The 20,353-nt window shown below is 59.1% G+C and carries 19 protein-coding genes; 9 read left to right on the top strand and 10 right to left on the bottom strand.

Features of this window, described 5'->3' with window-relative positions; all coding sequences use genetic code 11:
* Window positions 1-98 precede the first annotated feature (98 nt).
* From KHA73_RS16115 to puuR, 4 genes are all read right to left on the bottom strand, one after another.
* A complete protein-coding gene (locus KHA73_RS16115; protein WP_234585385.1) occupies window positions 99-1,094 on the bottom strand; it encodes an ABC transporter permease in 996 nt (331 codons plus the stop codon).
* Window positions 1,091-2,602, bottom strand: a complete 1,512-nt coding sequence (locus tag KHA73_RS16110; RefSeq protein ID WP_234585383.1) for a sugar ABC transporter ATP-binding protein — start codon at window positions 2,600-2,602, stop codon at window positions 1,091-1,093. Before KHA73_RS16110 ends, KHA73_RS16115 begins: the two co-directional genes overlap by 4 nt.
* Window positions 2,603-2,732: 130 nt before the next feature.
* Complete coding sequence (locus KHA73_RS16105) at window positions 2,733-3,557, bottom strand: NAD(P)/FAD-dependent oxidoreductase (protein WP_234585382.1); 825 nt, start codon at window positions 3,555-3,557, stop codon at window positions 2,733-2,735.
* A 20-nt stretch (window positions 3,558-3,577) separates the two neighbouring features.
* Window positions 3,578-4,135 carry an HTH-type transcriptional regulator PuuR gene (puuR, locus tag KHA73_RS16100; RefSeq protein WP_234585380.1) on the bottom strand — a complete coding sequence of 186 codons (558 nt, stop codon included), beginning with the start codon at window positions 4,133-4,135 and terminating at the stop codon, window positions 3,578-3,580.
* A 394-nt stretch (window positions 4,136-4,529) separates the two neighbouring features.
* Here puuR and KHA73_RS16095 point away from each other — a divergent pair, with 394 nt between their 5' ends.
* The gene (locus KHA73_RS16095; protein WP_234585378.1) at window positions 4,530-5,948 is read left to right on the top strand and encodes a glutamine synthetase family protein; all 1,419 of its coding nucleotides are present in this window, start codon (window positions 4,530-4,532) and stop codon (window positions 5,946-5,948) included.
* A 534-nt stretch (window positions 5,949-6,482) separates the two neighbouring features.
* On the top strand, window positions 6,483-7,850 hold the full coding sequence (locus tag KHA73_RS16090) for an APC family permease (protein ID WP_234585376.1): 1,368 nt from the start codon (window positions 6,483-6,485) through the stop codon (window positions 7,848-7,850).
* A 58-nt stretch (window positions 7,851-7,908) separates the two neighbouring features.
* On the opposite strand, the gene sbcB is transcribed toward KHA73_RS16090, so the two are convergent.
* From sbcB to KHA73_RS16075, 3 genes are all read right to left on the bottom strand, one after another.
* Window positions 7,909-9,336, bottom strand: a complete 1,428-nt coding sequence (gene sbcB / locus KHA73_RS16085) for an exodeoxyribonuclease I (RefSeq protein WP_234585375.1) — start codon at window positions 9,334-9,336, stop codon at window positions 7,909-7,911.
* 90 nt (window positions 9,337-9,426) lie between these two features.
* Window positions 9,427-9,615: a DNA polymerase III subunit theta gene (locus tag KHA73_RS16080; RefSeq protein WP_234585374.1), complete on the bottom strand. Its 189-nt coding sequence runs from the start codon at window positions 9,613-9,615 to the stop codon at window positions 9,427-9,429.
* A 61-nt stretch (window positions 9,616-9,676) separates the two neighbouring features.
* Window positions 9,677-9,892, bottom strand: a complete 216-nt coding sequence (locus KHA73_RS16075; RefSeq protein ID WP_234585373.1) for a hypothetical protein — start codon at window positions 9,890-9,892, stop codon at window positions 9,677-9,679.
* A 258-nt stretch (window positions 9,893-10,150) separates the two neighbouring features.
* Between KHA73_RS16075 and KHA73_RS16070 the strand changes: the two genes are divergently transcribed.
* Window positions 10,151-11,260 (top strand): SDR family oxidoreductase, encoded by a 1,110-nt coding sequence (locus KHA73_RS16070; protein ID WP_234585372.1) that lies wholly within the window; start codon window positions 10,151-10,153, stop codon window positions 11,258-11,260.
* 32 nt (window positions 11,261-11,292) lie between these two features.
* On the opposite strand, the gene KHA73_RS16065 is transcribed toward KHA73_RS16070, so the two are convergent.
* On the bottom strand, window positions 11,293-12,039 hold the full coding sequence (locus KHA73_RS16065) for a LexA family transcriptional regulator (RefSeq protein ID WP_234585371.1): 747 nt from the start codon (window positions 12,037-12,039) through the stop codon (window positions 11,293-11,295).
* A 175-nt stretch (window positions 12,040-12,214) separates the two neighbouring features.
* On the opposite strand from KHA73_RS16065, the gene KHA73_RS16060 reads away from it, so the two are divergent.
* The 3 genes from KHA73_RS16060 to tmaR all read left to right on the top strand — a co-directional run bounded on the left by KHA73_RS16060 (window position 12,215) and on the right by tmaR (window position 14,623).
* Window positions 12,215-12,982 (top strand): N-acetylmuramoyl-L-alanine amidase, encoded by a 768-nt coding sequence (locus KHA73_RS16060; protein WP_234585370.1) that lies wholly within the window; start codon window positions 12,215-12,217, stop codon window positions 12,980-12,982.
* Window positions 12,983-13,076: 94 nt separating this feature from the next.
* On the top strand, window positions 13,077-14,144 hold the full coding sequence (locus tag KHA73_RS16055) for an FUSC family protein (protein WP_234585369.1): 1,068 nt from the start codon (window positions 13,077-13,079) through the stop codon (window positions 14,142-14,144).
* A gap of 161 nt (window positions 14,145-14,305) precedes the next feature.
* Window positions 14,306-14,623, top strand: a complete 318-nt coding sequence (gene tmaR / locus KHA73_RS16050) for a PTS system regulator TmaR (RefSeq protein ID WP_004935612.1) — start codon at window positions 14,306-14,308, stop codon at window positions 14,621-14,623.
* 205 nt (window positions 14,624-14,828) lie between these two features.
* On the opposite strand, the gene KHA73_RS16045 is transcribed toward tmaR, so the two are convergent.
* On the bottom strand, window positions 14,829-15,617 hold the full coding sequence (locus KHA73_RS16045) for an ABC transporter substrate-binding protein (RefSeq protein WP_234585368.1): 789 nt from the start codon (window positions 15,615-15,617) through the stop codon (window positions 14,829-14,831).
* Between the two features lie 35 nt (window positions 15,618-15,652).
* The gene (locus tag KHA73_RS16040) at window positions 15,653-16,822 is read right to left on the bottom strand and encodes a M20 aminoacylase family protein (RefSeq protein WP_234585367.1); all 1,170 of its coding nucleotides are present in this window, start codon (window positions 16,820-16,822) and stop codon (window positions 15,653-15,655) included.
* Window positions 16,823-16,962: 140 nt separating this feature from the next.
* Between KHA73_RS16040 and KHA73_RS16035 the strand changes: the two genes are divergently transcribed.
* The 3 genes from KHA73_RS16035 (at window position 16,963) to KHA73_RS16025 (ending at window position 20,322) form a co-directional block, all read left to right on the top strand.
* Window positions 16,963-17,916, top strand: a complete 954-nt coding sequence (locus tag KHA73_RS16035; RefSeq protein ID WP_234585366.1) for a LysR family transcriptional regulator — start codon at window positions 16,963-16,965, stop codon at window positions 17,914-17,916.
* 286 nt (window positions 17,917-18,202) lie between these two features.
* The gene (locus tag KHA73_RS16030) at window positions 18,203-19,270 is read left to right on the top strand and encodes a zinc-binding dehydrogenase (RefSeq protein ID WP_234585365.1); all 1,068 of its coding nucleotides are present in this window, start codon (window positions 18,203-18,205) and stop codon (window positions 19,268-19,270) included.
* Between the two features lie 134 nt (window positions 19,271-19,404).
* A complete protein-coding gene (locus KHA73_RS16025; protein ID WP_234585364.1) occupies window positions 19,405-20,322 on the top strand; it encodes an ABC transporter substrate-binding protein in 918 nt (305 codons plus the stop codon).
* The last annotated feature ends 31 nt before the right edge of the window (window positions 20,323-20,353 follow it).

The following is a 20,353-nucleotide window of genomic DNA, read 5'->3' as shown; positions in this document are numbered from 1 at the left end:
ATGATAATCCGTATCATTTGTATATTTATTAGCTTAAGGCGAAAAGTTAACCAGATGAATTAAAGGTAAAGCGGCGCAGCAGGCCTGCGCCGGGAGGGTCAGCGTTTTTGGATATAGGTGATCGCCAGCGCCAGGGCCAGCACCAGGCCTTTAATAATGTCCATTGCGTAGTAGGGCACGGAGAGCATCACCAGGCCGTTTTGCAGCACGCCGAGGATCACCGCCCCAACCAGGGTGCCGAGCGCGTTGGGTTTGCCGGAGCCGGCCAACGAGAAGCCGATATAGGCGGCAGCGACGGCATCCATCAGGTAGCCGCCGCCGGCATTGACCTGCGAAGAGCCAATACGTGACGCCAACAATATGCCGCCGAGCGCGGCCAGCAGTGAAGAAATAGCATAAGCTGCAACCCTGTAACGTGCCGTGCGGATGCCCGAAAGGCGGGCCGCCTCCGGGTTGCCGCCGATGGCGTACATGCGGCGGCCGTGCTTGGTCAGCGACAAAAACAGCTGCACCACCAGGGTGACCACCAACATGATCAGCACAATCACCGGCACCTGGCCGAGGGCGGAAAACGCCTCCGGGATCAAACCTTCCGCCATATCGCCGTTCGGCATCACCATGTTTTGGGTAATCGAGCCGCCGTAGCTATAGGTCATCGCCACGCCCTGGATCACGAACAGGCTGGCGAGGGTGGCCAGCATATCGGGGATTTTCAGCACCACGATCAGAAAGGCGTTGAACAGGCCGACCAGCGTGCAGAGCAGCAGCGTCAGCAGGATAGCGCCGGTGGTGCCGAAGCCGTACCAGGCGAACAGCGAAATCACCAGCGCATTGGCCAACGAGGCGGTGGAACCGACGGACAGATCAAAACCGCCGACCGACAGCGAAATGGAAACGCCGATGGCGATCACCGTGACGATGGCGATGGAGCGCAGGATATTGACGATGTTATTGGGATCGAGGAAGTTATCCGACGCCAGGCCGAACAGCGCGATCAGCGCCACTACCGTAAGCAGCATCCCCCATTTGTAGAGAAACTCGAACAGCTGGTGGCGCCAGGGATGGGCGTTCTTCAGGGATAATTCGTTACTCACGCTGGGGTTCCTCCGGTGGAATACAGTAATAGCGTTTCTTCATCGACGTCGGCGGCGTTCAGCTCCGCCACTACGCGGCCGTCCCACAGCACGCAGATGCGATCGCACAGGCCGACCAGTTCGGAGAACTCGCCGGAGGCGTAGATGATGCCTTTACCGGCGCGCGCCAGGCCGTCGATCAGGGTGAACAGCTCTTGTTTGGCCTTGATGTCCACGCCCTTGGTCGGTTCGTCGAAGATCAGCACCTGCGCGTCGCCGCGCAGCCATTTGCCGATCGCCACCTTTTGCTGATTGCCGCCGGAGAGCCGCGCCAACCGCTGTTGCGGGCCGGCGGCGCGAATGTTCAGGCGCTGCATGATATCCCGCGCCCAGCTCAGCTCCCGGCTGCGGCTGAACAGGCTCCAGCGGGAGAAGCTGTCGTCGGCGCTGACGCTCAGGTTCATTGGGATCGCTTCGTCGATAAATATGCCTTCCTTGCGGCGTTCTTCCGGCACCAGCGCCAGCCCTTGTTCGACCGAGAGATGCGGCGCGCGCGGCGCCCAGGGTTGGCCGCGCAGCTCACCGCGTTCGACTCGCGCCGGTGAGGCGCCGAACAGGGCTTTGCACAGTTCGGTTTTGCCCGCGCCGGCCAGCCCGGCGATACCGAGGATTTCCCCCTGATGCAGCCGCAGCGACACGTCGCGCAGCTTGTGCCTGTCGTGCAACCCCTGCACCTGCAGCAGCGGACGATCGCCATGCGGCGGCCGCGGCGGCGGGAAGATATCGTCCAGCCGGTGGCCGAGCATTTTCTCGACCACCTGCTCGCCGCTCAGATCGCGCATGCCGTCCTCGCTGACGTGGCGCCCGTCGCGCAGCACCGTCATGCGGTCGCAAATCTCGCTCAATTCGTGAATGCGATGGGAAATAAACACGATGCCGATGCCTTCGGCGCGCAGGCGGCGGACTACCTGAAACAGGCGCTCGCTTTCGGTACGATCCAGCGGCGCGGTGGGTTCGTCCAGCACCAGAAAACGGCAGCGGTGCGACAGCGCACGCGCCAGCAGCACCTGCTGCTTTTCCGCCAGCGTACAATCCGCCATACGCCGGCGCAGGTTGAGCGGCGAATCCAGCAGCAGCAGCAGCTGGGCGGCGTGGCGACGCAACGCCGCCCAGTTCAGCAGGTGGCCCGGTTCATTGAGCCAGTCCAGCATGATGTTTTCCGCGACCGACAGCTGAGGGATCAGGGCTACGTCGACTTCCTGCTGCACCAGATGGATGCCGTGCCGGCGCGCCTGCAGCGGGCTGCGGATGTCCACCGCCGCGCCATCGATGCGGATTTCCCCCTGGTAATGCGGGTGCGTGCCGGAAAGGATCGCCATCAACGTGGACTTGCCGGCGCCGTTGGCGCCGACCAGCGCATGGGTGGAGCCGCCCTGCAGCGTGAAATCGACGTTCTGCAGCGCGTGGAAACCGGCGAAAGCGATCGAGATATTGCGCATCTCGAGGCGCGAGGGCGTGGCGATTGACATAGCGTAATTAAGCCGTTTAGGTGTTTAGATGGCTAAAGGTGATCTTTTGTAACACAGATTGCGGCTTTAGCAAGCCACTAAATGGCATAAGCAAGATGAAAAAGCGTTGTTGGCCCAAAGCGAGGGTGGATTACAGCCCCAAACGGTCGCGCAGCGCGTAATAGGCGGCGCCGAGCGCGGTGAAGGGCACGCGCAGTTGGCGGCCGCCGAAGAACGGCAGGTGCGGCAACCTGGCGAAGGCATCGAAGCGTTCGGCGTCGCCGCGCAGCAGTTCGGCGATCAGCCGGCCGGCCAGATGGGTAAAGGTAACGCCGTGGCCGCTGTCGCCCTGCAGGTAATAGACGTTGTTTTCCAGCCGTCCGCCGTGGCCGCGTATCGCCTCGGCTTCGCCCAGCGCCAGGTTGAGCGGGTGCAGGTGGCCGCCATGGTGATCCAACAGCCCGCCGATGTAACGCTCGCTGGCGATTTCGCGCCGGATGCCTGGCCGGTCGAGCAGCTCAAGGCGATCGTTGCCGTAGCGCCGCCAGTTGGCCTGCTGGCGTTCCAGATGGCGGCACTGTTTGGCGTTGAGCGCGGCGAAGAGGCCGCCGGGGCGGTAATCACAGGCGATGGCGTAGCGATCGATGCGCTGGCGGATAATTTGCGCGCCTTCGAACATCATGCCGCCGAGCATGGCGGCGGTGGCGGCGCCGTAGCGCGCTTCGATCACGTCGACGTCGCGACTGTAGGAGTTCACCACCTGGCCGCCGTTGCGCCCGCTGGCGCCCCAGCCGATGCGCGCCGCCTCCAGCAACACGACGTCGTAACCGGCCTCCGCCAGGTGCAACGCCGACGACAGGCCGCTAAAGCCGCCGCCGACGATGCAGACGTCGCAATGAATGTCTTCGCTCAGCGCCGGGTAGGGCGCATGCGGATTGGCGGTAGCGGCGTAGTAGCTGGCAACGTGTTCCGTCATGCGTCCTCCGCCCGGCTGGGTCAGAAGGTGGTGGGGGTATGCGCGCTGACGATGCGGCAGACGCGCGCCGAGGTATTGCTGAAGCTGTGCGGAATGCCGGTGTTGATGGCGTAACTCTGGCCGGCGGACAGGCAGTAGCTCTGGCCGTTGATGGTCAGCACGATTTCGCCCTCCAGCAGGGTGCCGATCTCTTCGCCCTGGTGCTTGATCTTCTCGCCGGTGGTGGTGCCGGGCTGGTAGGTTTCCAGCATCATCGCCAGGTTGCGCGCCGGGTTGCCGTTGTGCACCAGCTTCATCGAAACGCCCTGGCTGCCGATCTCGATCAGATCTTCGGCGTTTATCACCACCTTCGGTTCATCGGCGGCTTCCGGTTCGGCAAAGAATTCCGACAGCGACAGCCCATACACCTTCAGCAGCTTTTGCAGCGTGCTGATGGCCGGGCTGACTTTGTCCTGTTCGATGGTGCTGATTGCGCTGTGGGTTAACCCGGACAGTTCGGCGACCCGGCGCTGCGACAAACCCAATTGCAGACGGATCTGTGACAGGCGCTTACCCGGCGCCAAGCTGACTTCGCTCATAGCGGTACTTCCTTCTGGTAGGAACGGCAGGCAGAAATGAAAATCGGTATCGGGCGCCTGCCTGAGTGATATCGATGCAGCATGATATCGGTAGTTGGGTTGGGTTTGGAAAATATATTGCCCATGTTCACCCTCGGTACGGCGGACGAAATTCTGCACGCGAAAACGGCACCAAGGCCTTTTCGGTCAATATTTTATCAATTTAGCAGCCGGTGGCGAATAATCAAACAGGATTGTAACATTTGCAAACCAATTCTGTTAAGGCTATGTTTCATATTATGGATGTTATTTTGAGCGCCAGCGTCGGCGCAGTCTACAGAGAAATCAGACCATGTGTTGAACCGATCGGCAAGCGGGCGCGCAGGCGCTCTCAAAGCATAATGGCGGGTGATGTATGCAAACCAATATCGCAGCAGTTGAAAATTTCGCACAGCATAATGAAGAGAGGCGAAGTAGCGCGTTCCAACGTGAGGTTGCTCACTATTTGGAACGCCATCCCGCCACGCAGTATATCGATATCCTTCTCACCGATCTGAATGGTTCCTTCCGCGGCAAACGCATTCCCGTCTCAGGGCTGAAAAAACTGGAAAAAGGCTGTTACTTCCCCGCCTCGGTATTCGCTATGGATATTCTCGGCAACGTGGTGGAAGAGGCCGGCCTGGGCCAGGAGCTGGGCGAACCGGATCGCGTGTGCATGCCGGTGCCCGGCTCGCTGACGCCCTCGGCGGCGGATCCGGACAATATCGGTCAGGTGTTGCTGACCATGCTGGATGAAGATGGTACTCCCTTTGACGTTGAACCCCGCAATGTGCTGAATCGAGTTTGGCAGGCGTTGCGCCAGCGCGGCTTGTTCCCGGTGGTAGCGGTAGAGTTGGAGTTCTATCTCATCGATCGACAGCGAGACTCTGAGGGTTATCTGCAGCCGCCCTGTGCGCCCGGCACCCAGGAGCGCAATATGCAGAGCCAGGTCTATTCGCTGGATAACCTGAACCACTTCGCCGAGGTATTGAACGACATTGACAGCCTGGCGCAGATGCAGGGGCTGCCGGCCGACGGCGCGGTGGCCGAGGCGTCGCCGGGGCAGTTTGAGGTCAATCTCAAGCATACCGACAACGTGCTGCAGGCCTGCGACCACGCGCTGGCGCTGAAGCGGCTGGTGCGCCTGGTGGCGGAAAACCATCACCTGCACGCCACCTTTATGGCCAAACCCTACGAAGAATACGCCGGCAGCGGCATGCATGTGCATGTCAGCATGCTGGACGGCGAGGGGAAAAACCGGTTCGTCGATGCCGAAGGGGAGGATTCAGCGCTGCTGCACCGCGCGCTGGCCGGAATGATCACCCTGATGCCGGCTTCGATGGCGCTGTTGGCGCCGAACGTTAACGCTTTCCGCCGTTTCCAACCGGGCATGTATGTGCCGACGCAGGCTTCCTGGGGGCATAACAACCGCACCGTGGCGCTGCGCATTCCGATCGGCGAGCCGGAAAACCACCGGGTGGAATACCGTGTCGCCGGCGCCGACGCCAACCCCTATCTGGTGGTGGCCGCCATTCTGGCGGGGATCCTGTACGGGCTGGACAATGAGCTGCCGTTGCCTGAGCCGGTCACCGGCAACGGGTTGGAACAGGAAGGATTGCCGTTCCCGATCCGCCAGAGCGACGCGCTGTATGAGTTTGAACACCAGCGCGAGCTGACGCAGTATCTCGGCGAGCGTTTCGCCCAGGTTTACCACGCCTGCAAGATGGATGAGCTGATGCAGTTCGAGCGGCTGGTGACGGAAACCGAAATCGACTGGATGTTGAAAAACGCCTGAATGGGCGTAAAGTAAGTGACATTGTTCTGGCGGCGAGCGGGTTAGTAGCGGATTAATTCGCCTGGTGGGCGCGTTTTCCGTACGATCGCCGAAAGAAATTTGTGTAAGAAGGTTTCTGGATCTTGTCATCCGGAGGCATTCTGGTGCAAAATACCCCCAATGCAGATAGCCGACGTTTTAAAGCGTCGGTTATTTTTTTTGCATTTGCGTTTTACAAACTGAGCGTTTCATACACCAAGCGAGGCCGGACACCGATCCGGATAGATAAATAGTTTCGTGCACGATCAAACAAAACTTTATGGTCGTGACTCATGAGGATAAGAAAGATGGGGCAATTTTTCACTTTAGCACCGGTGCCCGCCGGTTTCCGCTGCGGCCGCAGCGATTATGGAGCAGTCGAGGCTTCCTTGACCCGTTATCCAGCTTCCAATCCCCTTCTTTTAGAATTAAGTCGCTCGTTGCGAAGTTTCCCCGCAACCTTAAGTCTTGGCGTGTCCACCATCCGCAAGGCAGAAGGTAAGGGGGGGCTGAACAATGTCCGATAACATCATCAGCGCCGCTCCGGCTCAACGCACCCAACTGCGTAAAACTCTGACTTTGGTTCCGGTAGTGATGATGGGCCTGGCTTACCTGCAGCCAATGACCATCTTCGATACCTTCGGCATCGTATCCGGCCTGACCGACGGTCACGTCGCGACCGCGTACGCCTTCGCTCTGCTGGCGATCCTGTTTACCGCCCTGAGCTACGGCAAACTGGTGAAGAAATTCCCTTCAGCCGGTTCCGCCTACACCTACGCCCAGAAAGCCATCAGCCCGCACGTCGGCTTTATGGTGGGCTGGTCATCGCTGCTGGACTACCTGTTCATGCCGATGATCAACATCCTGTTGGCCAAAATTTACCTGGAAGCCATCTTCCCAGGGGTGCCGTCGTGGATCTTCGTGGCCGTGCTGGTCGGTTTGATGACCCTCTTCAACCTGCGCGGCATCAAGCTGGTGGCGAACCTGAACTCGATCATCGTGGTGGTGCAGGTGGCTATCATGATCGTGTTCCTCGGCCTGGTGATTAACGGCGTTTATCACGGCGAAGGCGCCGGCACGCTGGTCAGCAGCCGTCCGTTCTGGTCTGAAAACGCCCACGTGGTGCCGATGATTACCGGTGCGACCATCCTGTGCTTCTCGTTCCTCGGTTTCGACGGCATCAGCTCGTTGTCTGAAGAAACCAAAGACGCGGAGAAGGTCATCCCGAAAGCCATCTTCCTGACGGCATTGATCGGCGGCGTGATCTTCATCGTGGTGTCTTACTTTGTGCAGCTGTACTTCCCGGACATCTCGCGCTTCAAGGATCCTGATGCGTCGCAGCCTGAAATCATGCTGTACGTGGCGGGCAAGTTCTTCCAGTCGGTGATCCTGGTGTTCTCCTGCGTGACCGTATTGGCTTCCGGCATGGCGGCGCACGCCGGCGTTTCGCGCCTGATGTACGTGATGGGCCGCGACGGCGTATTCCCAACCCGTTTCTTCGGCTATGTGCATCCGAAATGGCGCACCCCGGCGTTGAACGTGTTGCTGGTAGGCGCTATCGCGCTGTCGGCGGTGTCGTTTGACCTGGTAACCGCAACCGCCCTGATCAACTTCGGCGCGCTGGTGGCCTTTACCTTCGTCAACCTGTCGGTGATTTCGCAGTTCTATATCCGCGACAAGCTGAACCGCACGCTGAAGGATACCTTCAACTACCTGATCCTGCCGGTGATGGGCGCGCTGACCGTAGGCGCACTGTGGATCAACCTGGAAGCCAGCTCGATGACGCTGGGCCTGGTGTGGGCGGCGATTGGCCTGATCTACCTGGCGGTGGTGACCCGCAGCTTCCGCTTGCCGGTGCCGCAGGCGAGTGAAGACGCGGCATAACGCGAAGAACCCTTTACGCGATAAAGAAAAAGGCCGCTTATGCGGCCTTTTTTATGTGCTAACCCGCCAGCTCGCGGCCGTATTCAAACAGCGCTTTCAGCAGCGCGGTCTTCTCTTTGTCGTCTTCGTGCAGGTTATACAAGGCTTCTAACTGCAGCAGGTAATTTTGCACCCGCTCAGCGCTCAGCGCTTCCTGGCGGTGCTGCAGCCAGCGGCGCTGCTCGGCGTCGTCCAGCGTATTAGGGTAGTTGCGCGCACGGAATCGGAACAGCAGCTCTTTCATGCGATCGTCGTTGAACGCCAGATCCAGCGCCGGCAGGTTCTGCGGCTTGGTCTGCTGGATGATTTTCATCGCCGCCTTGTCGGCATCGCTGAAGAACCCGGCGTACAGCCGGGCGTCAACGTCATCGGAACCTTTAAACGGCTCGGCTTCGGCAAACAGCGCCACCACCTTTTCCCGCACTTCCGGATGCTGGCGCAGCAGCTGCAGGTTTTGCAGGCAGGCCTGGCGATCGATGCCCAGCCGCTCGGCATTTTCCGGCAGCAGGGTTTTCGCCGGCGCCAGCACCGGGCACTTGTTAATGTGCACCAGCTTGATCGGCACCGGCGCCTGGCCGGCGGCCAACTCATCGCGGCGGGTATACAGCCGCTCGCGCAGCTGTTCTGCGCTCAACTGCAGCAGCGGCGTCATGTCGCCGGCCAGATCGCACATGATGACCGCGTTTTTGTTGTCCGGGTGCCAGGCCAGCGGCGAAACCCAGCTGGTATTGCCGCGCGCCGCGCCGAACATGCCGGAAACATGCACCAGCGGGGTCATTTCGGCGATGTCGATCAGCGCATTCAGCTTGTGCTTGTTGCGGTGCTGCAGCAGAAAATCAAACAGCCGCGGCTGCGCCTGCTTGACCAGCTTGGCCATGGCGATAGTGGCGTAAACGTCCGACATGGCGTCATGCGCCTGGGTATGCTCGACGCCGTTGGCGCGGGTCAGGTGTTCCAGGCGGAAGCTGGGGAAGCCTTCTTCGTTCTCCGGCCAGACGATGCCGTCCGGGCGCAGTGCGTAGCAGGCGCGCATGACGTCCAGCAGATCCCAGCGCGAGTTGCCGTTCTGCCAGCTGTAGGCGTAGGGATCGTAGAAACTGCGGTAGAAAATATTACGGCTGACTTCGTCATCGAAGCGGATATTGTTGTAGCCCAGAATGCAGGTGCCCGGCGCGCTGAAGGCCTGATGGATTTGGCGCGCGAACTCCGCTTCGTTCACGCCTTTGGCCCGCGCCAGCTGCGGCGTGATGCCGGTGATCATCACCGCCTCGGGTTCCGGCAGGTAATCGTCTGCCGGGGAGCAGTAGATCACCAGCGGTTCTTCGATGATGTTGAAATCCATATCGGTGCGCACGCCGGCAAACTGCGCCGGGCGATCCAGCGAGGGGCTTTTGCCGAAGGTCTCGTAGTCGTGAATGTAAAATGTGGCCGGTGCCTTGCTGCTCAAAATCGCATCTCTTCAGTGGCGGGGAAATATGGCCTCTATTGTAACGGCGAGAGGCGCGATGCCAAGCGGTGGTTAGCGAAATGCGCGTTATTACGCACCGCGATAGTAGTTCAGGCGCTGAAAAAAGTAAGAGCGCAGGTGTTCGGGAACCTGTTGTTCCACATTGGTCTCGGTCGTGACGATGCCGTAGCGTTCGTTATAGATGACGCTGATGGCCAGCAAGTCGGTTTCGATTTTCTCGCGTACTGCCTGGGGCAAGCTGTCCAGCTTTCGAACCATATTTATCTCCCTGTAAATATCGGGGCATCATAGGATCGTTAGCGGCGCTTGTCCCTACCCATTACAGGGGGGATCGGGGCCCCAGCGTCTGAACGCTGTGCAGCATGTGGCCGCCGTGATGGCGTTGGCCGTGCAGGGCGGCAAGATCGCTGTCCTGGTAGCCTAAATCGGAGCGCCCAAGATCCCCGCCTAACGAGAAGAGGCTGGTGATGACCGTCAGCCAAAAGAGGCCGCACAGCAGCAATATGCCCAACCAGACTTTTTGGTTATAGGTCATGTGATCCTCGCAGAAAAGAGAAAAGTAATGATGACAGCTAAATTAAATCAGAGGCAACATCAATACTATTTAAACGGCGCCGATTAAGCCCCGGCGCTTTAAGACACATTTGTTACCAAGTTTGTATTTTGCGTTCCGCGAGTTTTCTTAAGATAATATTAAGAAAAGATAACTTTGGGCTAAATGGTTTTATTTAATATTTGTTTAATTATCCGCGCATACAATCAGCTTCATTCAATGCCAATGTGGGTGATTATTATGAAAACGCTGCTGTTAACTGGCGCTACCGGTTTTCTCGGTGGTGCGGTTCTCGAAAAGTTACTGAAAGAAAATCAGGATATTAACTGCCTGCTGCTGGTGCGTGCAGAAGATGAGCAGCAGGGGTTGGCCCGTATTCGGACGAATATGGAAAAATTCAATATCGATGCAGCTTTATTATCCAAAATAACGATAGAAAATATATTGTTGGGTGATTTGTCAGAGCCGGCGGATTTTTTGTCTGACGAACGCATTAATAAAGTAACGCACGTTATTAACTGCGCCGCAGTCGCCTCATTTGGCAATAACCCGTTAATTTGGAAAGTAAACGTGGAAGGTACTCTGGCCTTTGCTGAAAGAATGGCGCAGGTAAAAGGGTTAAAACGTTTTCTGCATGTCGGCACCGCGATGTCCTGCGCCCCCGAGCCGGGTTCTTTAGTGGCGGAAAGCGGCGAGTTTGAAGAAAGCGCCGAACACCTGGTGGAATACACGCGTTCCAAATCCACCATTGAGCAGCTGATGCGCCAACGCTGCCCGCAGCTGCCGCTGGTCATCGCCCGGCCATCGATCGTGGTCGGCCACACCCGCCTGGGCTGCCAACCCTCCAGCAGCATTTTCTGGGTGTTCGGCATGGCGCTGATGCTGCGCAAGTTTATGTGTTCGCTGCAGGATAACATCGACGTGATCCCGGCGGACTACTGCGCCGACGCGCTGGTGATGCTGATGAACAGCGAGCTGCTGGAAAACGATGTTTACCATATCTCCGCCGGGGAAGGGAGCAGCGTAAGCTTTGCCGATATCGATCGCGCCATGGCCATCGCGCTGGAAAAACCGCCGGTTGGCGATGCCTATGCGCAGGTTAACTACGATGCGCTGGTGAAAATGCGCCGGCAGCTGAAAGATATCTTCGGGCCATGCAACGAACGCCTGATGCTGAAAGCGATGCGCCTGTATGGCTCGTTCGCCATGCTGAACGTGCGTTTCAGCAATGAGAAAATCCTCAAGCTGGGCATGCCGAAGCCGCCGCGTTTCACCGACTATATCCACAGCTGCGTGCAGTCAACCCGCGGTCTGACGATTCAGCAACAGATGGTGGTGGACTTCAAATAAATAAGGATGCGGGCGCCCGGCCCGCCGCCGTTTTACCAGGATGAGGAAGACCAGAATACGCGCCCCAGCACCACCAGCTGCTCTTTGCGCTGCTGGTAGCTGAGGTGTTCGTCCTGATACTCCTCGCGATTCAGTGAGCGGATGATCACGCCGCCGTCGGGCTGTTCAATCAGAATCTTCACCCGCAGCAGGTTGCCGTGGCGTATCGCGTAGGTTTTTCCTTCGCGAATGCGTGTGTCGTCGGTATTGATGCCCACCACGTCGCCATCCTGCAGGCGCGGCTCCATGCTGGAGCCGGAAATGCGGATAATCCGCGCCGCATTCACCGCCACCCCCATCTTGTGCAGATAGTAGCGGCGGAAAATCAGCGAAAACTCTTCGCGATCGATGATTTCATAGCAACCGTCGCCGGCGGAAAAATCGATGTCCAGCAGTGGGATCTCCACAAACTCTTCCTTGTCCTGTTCGGTATCTTCCCACACCACCGGCTTCAGGCGGGCGGGCTGGAAATCCGATTCCGCCGCCACGTTGTCGAACGGGCGCACCAGCTGCTTCTCATGAAACACGTCGAACCAGCCTTTCGGCAGATCCAGCTTAGCCTCTATGCGCCTGGCGAGGTTGTCGCCAAGATTGCGGGAGGATTTTTCACCGATGATTTGGCTCAGCGTCGGCGCAGAAGAGTCAACCAGGGCGGCGAACTCGTTCTGGTTGACGCCTTGCCGGGCGTAGCGGGCCATCAGCTCGCGCAGATTGTTGCGTCTTATTTCTTTCGTTTCCATTTCCGGATGATCTCACTCTTTAGCAAAAAGGTAAATAACGTTTTTGCTAAAAAACGCTTGCGCATGTTTTAGCATTTAGCTAAAACAAGAGGGTGGCCCAAGGGTTCACCGCGAGAGAATGGCCTGTCATGATGATGAGCCGCTCAGTGCAATCAACCAAGAGAGGGACTTTACGATGTTCAAGATTGATTACAATAGCTACCGTTCGGTCGCCAGCTTTGGCCGGCGCGTGCGTTTTCTGGTGCTGCATTATACCGCGCAGAATTTTGTCGACTCGGTGCAGTCGCTGACCGGAAAATCGGTCAGCGCGCACTATCTGGTGCCGGATCCGACCGATGCCGGCTATCAGGCCGCCGGTTTCAACGACATGCGCATTTTCAACCTGGTGGATGAGAACGAGCGCGCCTGGCACGCCGGCGCCAGCCAGTGGGGCACCCGCGGCAATATCAACGACACCTCGATCGGCATCGAGATAGTCAACCTGGCGAGCGGCGACGGTGAAGACATCACCTTTCCTCCGTTCAACCCGCAGCAGATTGAGGCGGTCACCCAGCTGGCGCAAAATATCCTGCAGCGCTACCCGGATATCTCCCCGGTCAACGTGGTGGCGCACTCCGATATCGCGCCGGGCCGCAAGAGCGATCCCGGCCCGCAGTTCCCGTGGCGGCAGCTGTATCAGGCCGGCGTAGGCGCCTGGTATGACGACGCGGCCAAACAGCAGCATCAGCAAACCTACTGCAGCCAGGGGCTGCCAATGCAGCAGGCGCTGCTGGCGCTGTTCGCCAAATACGGTTACGACACCTCGGCGGCGAACACCGCGGAAGGCTACCGCCAGCTGGTGCGGGCCTTTCAACTGCATTTCCGTCAGCAGAAATATGACGGCGTCATGGATGTAGAAACCGCCGCCATTCTGCGCGCGCTGGTGGATAAATACGCCGCCTAGGCGCGGTGGCGAATGGGGGACGCCTCATTCGCCTTTTCTCCCGCCGCCTTCCTCCGCTAAAATACGCTTCTGGCCATAGGCAACCGGAGGCACCGTGCGCCTCGACAGAAAAATATCGCCGTTTGAACTGCTGACTTACCGCCATTACCGCATTGTGCACGGGGTGCGCATCGGCTTGGCGTTTATCCTGACCTTCCTGCTGATCCGCCTGCTTGAGGTGCCCGAAGGCACCTGGCCGCTGATCACCCTGGTGGTGGTGATGGGGCCGATTTCTTTCTGGGGCAACGTGCTGCAGCGGGCGCTGCAACGCATTGCCGGCACGGTGTTCGGCGCCGCCTCGGGGCTGATTGCCCTGTATCTTGAACTCTATTCGCTGCCGCTGATGCTGGCCTGGTGCGGGGTGGTGATGTTTCTCTGCGGCTACCTGACGCTGGGCAAGCGGCCCTATATGGCGCTGCTGGTGGGGATCACGCTGGCGGTGGTGTGCGGCGCCGGCGCCGGCGACATGCATACCGCGCTGTGGCGCAGCGGCGACGTGATCTTCGGTTCCCTGCTGGCGCTGCTGTTCACCAGCATCTACCCGCAGCGCGCCTACATTCTGTGGCGCATGCAAATGGCCGACTGCCTGCAGGCCGCCGGAAAAATCTACGGCGCCTACCTTTCTCCGAACGTGATTGAGCGGCCGCGGCTGGAGCCGCAGCTGAAAGATCTGCTCAGCCGGGTGGTGAAGCTGCGCGGGTTGATCGAACCCGGCAGTAAAGAGACCCATATCCCCAGGGCGGTGTTCGAAGCGGTGCAGACCCTCAGCCGCAACCTGGTGTGCACGCTGGAGCTGCTGGCCGACGCCTACTGGGCCTCGCGCGAGACCCACTTCATCATGCTGAACGCCAAAACCTTGCGCAGCGCCCAACTGCTGACGCTGAGTTCATTGGAATCGCTGGCGGCGCTGATGCGTGAAGGGCCGCAGCAACAGCGGCAGGCCGCGGTGGGGCAGCTGAATGAAATCGCCGGCGAGTTGCAAGTCCTGATGCGCGAAGCCAGCGTCAGCCGGCACGGCGAGGCGCCGATCTACGGCTATGTCTGGCTGAGCATGGAGCTGGCGCAGCAACTGGAGGAACTCGGTGATCTGCTCAAGGTGTGCACCGCCGGTGGCCCTGAATAAGGGGTCAGATCATGAAGCTGGCGCTTTCGGTTTTGGCCGGCGGGCTAAAGTGGGTAAGATAAGGCAATGAGAGTTGTGCCTGACCGCCACAAACCTGTATCTTGGTGCCATTGTGGCCGTAAGCAAATGAATCTGTGTATTACTAAAGCAAGGGTATGAAGATGGATAATGCAAATAAGCCGAGTTTCCAGGACGTTCTGGAGTTTGTGCGTATGTTCCGCCGTAAAAACAAGCTGCAGCGCGAAATCGTCGACAACGAAAAGAAAATTCGTGACAACCAAAAGCGCGTGCTGTTGCTCGACAACCTGAGTGAGTACATCAAGCCCGGCATGAGCATTGAAGACATTCAGGGCATCATCGCCAACATGCGCAGCGACTATGAAGATCGCGTTGATGACTACATCATCAAAAATGCCGATTTGTCCAAAGAGCGCCGCGAGCTGTCCAAAAAGCTGAAAGCGATGGGCGAAGTGAAGTAATTATCTGCTGTATCGGGCTGGGCGCTGCGCCTGGCCCGCGTTGTTTCCCCTCCGATATTTCCTCAATTCTTTTTTTCGCCGGTATTTCACCAGGCCTGCCATCGTCCATCCTGCCGATTGCCGGCAGGGGCGCACCCGACGGCCGAAGACGCCTCTCCATCCTGCCTGAGCCGCAGGCAGGCCGCCGGGATACGCTTATTGGGGATTACTGGCCTGCGCCGTACATGTCGAAGTCAAAGTACTTATCGTTAACCTTCTTATAGGTGCCGTTGGCGATAATGGCCTTCAGCGCCGCGTTGAAGGCATTCAGCAACGCAGTGTCTTCTTTGCGCACGCCGATGCCATCGCCGATGCCGAAGTATTTGCTGTCGCTCAGCTCGGCGCCGATAAAGGCGAAATCCTTGCCGCCGGGCGTCTTGAAGAATTCGCTGGCGTTGACGCTGGCCAGCAGCGAAGCGTCGAGGCGGCCGTTGGCCAGATCCTCATTCACTTCCTGTTGGCTCTGGTAGGCGATGACGTTAACGCCGGCCGGGCGCCACAGCGCATTGGCGTAAGCTTCCTGGCTGGAGCCTTGCTGCACGCCGACCGATTTGCCTTTCAACGAAGCGGCGGTCGGCTGCAGGTTGCTGCCCTTACGCGCCACCAGCCGCGCCGGAGCGTTGGAGACCTTGTTCGAGAAGGCTATCTGTTTTTCACGCTGCGGCGTGATGGTCATCGAGGAGGCTATCGCGTCAAACTTCTTGGCCTGCAGCCCGGGGATCATGCCGTCCCAGCTGCTTTCGACCCACACGCATTTCGCCTGCATCTCGTCGCACAGCGCCTGAGCGATATCCACGCCGAAGCCGGTCAGGGTGCCCTGCGCGGTCTTGTATTCCAGCGGCGGGAAGGTGGGATCGATGCCCAACTTAATCACCTTGCCGCTAAATTCGCCGCCAAGGGCCGAAAAACTTAACGCCAGCGGCAGCAGTAAAACCAGGCCCATCGTTTTCTTCATGTCATTTTCCTCAGCAGGGGGAGTAAGCCACAGGGTTAAGCCAGAAAACGCTCAACCAGTTTGACCCAGTAAGTGGCGCCTATCGGCAGGCACTGGTCGTTAAAGTCGTAACCCGGATTATGCAGGGCATTGCCCGGCGTGGCGGCGCCGTTGCCGATCGAGATATAGCTGCCGGGGCATTTTTCCAGCATAAAGGCGAAGTCTTCGCTGGCGGTAAACGGCCGCAGCGCCGGAATAATCTGCCGCTCGCCGGCCCAGTCCGCCGCCACCGCCCGCGCCAGTTCGGTTTCGGCCAGGTGGTTCACCAACACGGGATAGCCGTGCTGATAATCAATTTCCGCCCGAGCGCCGAAGCTGGCCGCCTGCGCCTCCACCAGCGCAGTGATGCGCTGTTCCAGCCGTTGGCGCACCGCCGCCGTCAGCGCGCGCACGCTGAGCGTCATGGTGGCGGTAGCCGGGATAACGTTGGCGGCCTGCCCGGAGTGGATCGCGCCCACGGTGACAATCGCCGTCTCTTGCGGATCGACATTGCGCGAAACGATGGTTTGCAGGCTCATCACTATGGCCGCGCAGACCACCACCGGGTCGACGGTATTTTGCGGCACCGCACCGTGGCCACCGTGGCCGTGCAGGGTGATGTTGACCGTATCGGCCGAACACATGAACGGGCCGCTGGCGAAGCCCAGCTGGCCGGTGGGGAAGCCGGGCACGTTGTGCATGGCGAATACCGCATCGCAGGGGAAGCGCTCGAACAGGCCGTCTTCGATCATCACCCTTGCGCCGCCGCCGCCTTCTTCGGCCGGCTGGAAAATCAGGTGCAGCGTGCCGGTAAATGCGGGCTTTTTGGCCAGGTAGCTCGCTGCCGCCAGCAACATGGCGGTATGGCCGTCGTGGCCGCAGGCGTGCATCACGCCGCCGTGGGTGCTGGCGTAGGGCAGCCCGGTGGTTTCTTCGATCGGCAGCGCGTCCATATCGGCGCGGATGCCCAGCGATTTTCCTTCCCCGCGCTTAAGGGTGGCGACAACGCCGGTTTGTCCTACATGCCGCGTGACCTGGTAACCCCATTCGGTCAGCAGCCCGGCCACCAGTTCGCCGGTGGCGAATTCGTGAAATCCCAACTCCGGGTGAGCATGAATGTGGCGGCGCAGGGCGACCATCTCGTCGTGAGCGGCGGCTATCTCAGGCAAAATCAGCGGTTCGGTCATGGCTGTCTCCAGATAAGATTTCCCGCGGCGGAGTAGAACATGCCGGGAGGGAAGATAGGATCGAGACTAGCAAACTCCCTTTTTGCCGGGTAGCCGCCGTTCGGTTATGCTGACAACCTTGAGTTGTCATGGGGGATAAAATGAAACTGCATCAGTTACAGGCGCTGGTGGCCAGCGCCGACAGCGGCAGCATCCGCGCCGCCGCACGCTTGCTGGGGCTTTCGCAGGCGGCGGTGACCCGAGCGCTGCGTGAGCTGGAACAAGAGCAGGCGCTGCCGCTGTTAATCCGCACCCCGACCGGGCTGGGTTTTACCCCCTATGGCAAAACGCTGCTGGCCCACGCCCGGCTGGTGTTGAACCAGCTGGAGCAGGCGCAGGGGGAAATGGCCGCGCTGCGGGGGAGAGCGGCGGAACAGGTCAAGGCGGCCTTTACGCCCTGGCTGATGCTGACGGTATTGCCGGCGGCGGTGATGGCCTTTCGCCATAAGGTGCCGGGCGTCAGGCTGGAACTGTCGGAAAGCCTGATGGCCAACGCCCAGTCGCAGCTGCGGGAAGGGACGATGGATTTCGCCATCACGCCGCTGCCGGCCTCCTCGGCGCCGCAGGAATTTCACTGCGAGCCGCTGCTGGAGTATGAGACGGCGTATATGGTGCGGCGCGGTCATGCGCTGAGCGGCAGCACCTCCGTGCACCAACTGCTGGAACAGGACTGGGCGCTGAGTTATACCCAGGAAAACTATGCTGAGCTGCTCGACAGTTTGTTTCACCGCCATGGCGCCCGGCTGCATCCGCAGCGCATTATCCAGGCGCACTCATTCGGCATGCTGCAGTCGATGGTGGAATCGGCGGAAATGTGCACCTGGTGCCCGCTGCCGATTGCCGCACTGCCGCAGTTTGCCCCACGTATGCAGCCGCTGGCGCTGCGGGAAAGCAGCGAGCCGGCGCAGCTGAATATCGTTACCCGCCGCAACAGCATCCTCAGCACCGCCGCCCATGCGCTGATCGATACGCTGGTGCGCACGCTGCGCCAGCATGCGCGCTCGGCGCGGCAGGAGGATCGCCAGATTTACGATCGGGTGCGGTTGCTGATCTAGGCGAGTCAGAACGGATCGACGATCCCGGGTAATGGGATCGCGATCCGGATTTGTAGCATTTTTAGCCGCGATGTTAACGATATGTGATTTCGCTCAAATAATTATTTTTGCAGCTTTGGTTATATGTTGTTCTATGTTCACGTTGTCATTTTGAATTTTTTGGATGTTATATGGTTAATTTATTGAAATTTATCATTTTATAGCGTTGTTCTTTTTTTGTTTGATAAAAATGACAACGTCAACATTAAGAAAGTTCAAGCGTTTAACGAGTGTATTGGAGGAAGAGATGAGCCAGTTGCCGGAAAAAATGCGCGCGGTCGTTTGCCACGGCCCGCAGGATTATCGTTTCGAACAGGTGCCCACGCCGCTGCCAAAGGCGCGCGAGCTGGTGATCAAAGTCGAGGGCTGCGGCATCTGCGCCGGTGATTGCAAATGCAAAAACGGCGCGCAGATGTTTTGGGGCGAAAACCCGTGGGTGAAACCGCCGGTGGTGCCTGGGCACGAGTTTTACGGCCGCATCGCCGCGCTGGGCGAGGGCAGCGAAGCGAAGTACAAAATTGGCGAGCGGGTGATCGCCGAGCAGATCGTGCCGTGCTGGGCGTGCCGCTATTGCAAATCCGGCAGCTACTGGATGTGTGAAACGCACAACATTTACGGTTTTCAGAAAGATGTGGCGGAAGGCGGCATGGCGGAATACATGCGCTTCTCCGAAAACGCCATCGTGCACAGGATCCCCGAGAGCCTCAGCCATGAAGACGCCGTGCTGATCGAACCTATGGCCTGCGCGATCCATACCGTGGCGCGTGGGGATATTCAGCTCGATGACGTGGTGGTGCTGGCCGGCGCCGGGCCGCTGGGGCTGTGCATGGTGCAGGTCGCCCGGCTGAAGACGCCGAAAAAACTGATTGTTATCGACGCCATCGACGAGCGGCTGGCATTGGCGAAAGCCTTCGGCGCCGACGTGGTGATCAACCCGTTGAAAGAAGACGCCGACCAGATAGTCAAATCCTTGACCGGCGGCTACGGCTGCGACGTCTACATTGAAGCCACCGGCGCGCCGATCGGCGTAACCCAGGGGCTGCAAATGATCCGCAAGCTGGGGCGTTTCGTCGAGTTTAGCGTGTTCGGCAAGGAAACCACCGTCGACTGGTCGATTATCGGCGACCGCAAGGAGCTGGATATTCGCGGCGCGCATTTGGCGCCCTACAGCTACGAAATCGCCATCGATCTGTTTGAGCGCGGGTTGGTGACCTCAACCGGCGTGGTGACCCACAGTTACTCCTTGAATGAATGGGATGAGGCCTTCGCGCTGGCGGACTCCACGGATTCCATCAAGGTTATTCTGGTTCCCTGATTGATCACGTGAGCCCCGAGGCTTATTCCACTCGGCAATAGGGTGAAATAAGCCACCTTATCAATAAATAAAACCAAGACATGCTGTTGCTCTGATAACCACAATAATATCCGAACCCTACAGGAGAATAAGCTATGTTTTCATTCGCCAGAAAGAGCTTGCCGTTTATTGTCGCCGGTGGAATGTTGCTGGCCAGCCAAATGACCATGGCCAAGCAAATTACCATTGGCATTTCATTCCAGGAAATGAACAACGATTATTTCGTCACCATGAAAGAAGCGCTGGAGCAGGCGGCCAAGGACATCGACGCCAAGGTTTACGTTGCCGATGCGCGGCATGACGTCTCCAAGCAAATCAGCGACGTTGAAGACATGCTGCAAAAGAAGGTGGATATTTTGCTGATTAACCCGACCGATTCGGTGGGGGTGCAGTCGGCGGTGATCTCCGCTCATAAGGCCGGTGCGGTGGTGGTGGCAATAGATGCCCAGGCCGAAGGGCCGATCGACGCCTTCGTCGGTTCCGAGAACTACGACGCCGGCTTCCAGGCCGGTGAATACCTGGCGAAAGCGCTGGGCGGCAAGGGCAAGGTCGCCATCCTCGACGGTATTCCGGTGGTGCCGATCCTTGAGCGCGTGCGCGGCTTCGAAGCGGCGATGAAGAAATACCCCGACATCAAGATCGCCACCAAGCAAAACGGCAAACAGGAGCGCGACACCGCGCTGACGGTGACCGAGAACATGCTGCAATCGGTGCCGGATCTGGCGGGGATCTTCAGCGTCAACGACATCGGCTCGCTGGGCGCGCTGGCGGCGATCGAGAGCAACGGCGCCAAGGTGAAGCTGGTCAGCGTCGACGGCCAGGCGGAGGCCGTCAAAGAGATCCTCAAGCCGAATTCGCCGTTTATCGCCACCTCGGCCCAGTTCCCGCGCGATCAGCTGCGTATCGCGCTGGGCATCGCCCTGGCGCGCTACTGGGGCGCCAACGTGCCGAAGACTATCCCGGTAAAGGTGAAGCTGATCGACCGCAGCAATGCGGCGGGCTTCAGCTGGTAAAGGCGTCGTTTACCGCTCCGTTCGCGCGGAG

This window comes from Serratia entomophila, from assembly GCF_021462285.1.
Taxonomy (GTDB): Bacteria; Pseudomonadota; Gammaproteobacteria; order Enterobacterales; family Enterobacteriaceae; genus Serratia; species Serratia entomophila.
The sequence above is the reverse complement of the archived record's forward strand: the minus strand, read 5'-3'. Positions and strand labels throughout refer to the sequence as shown.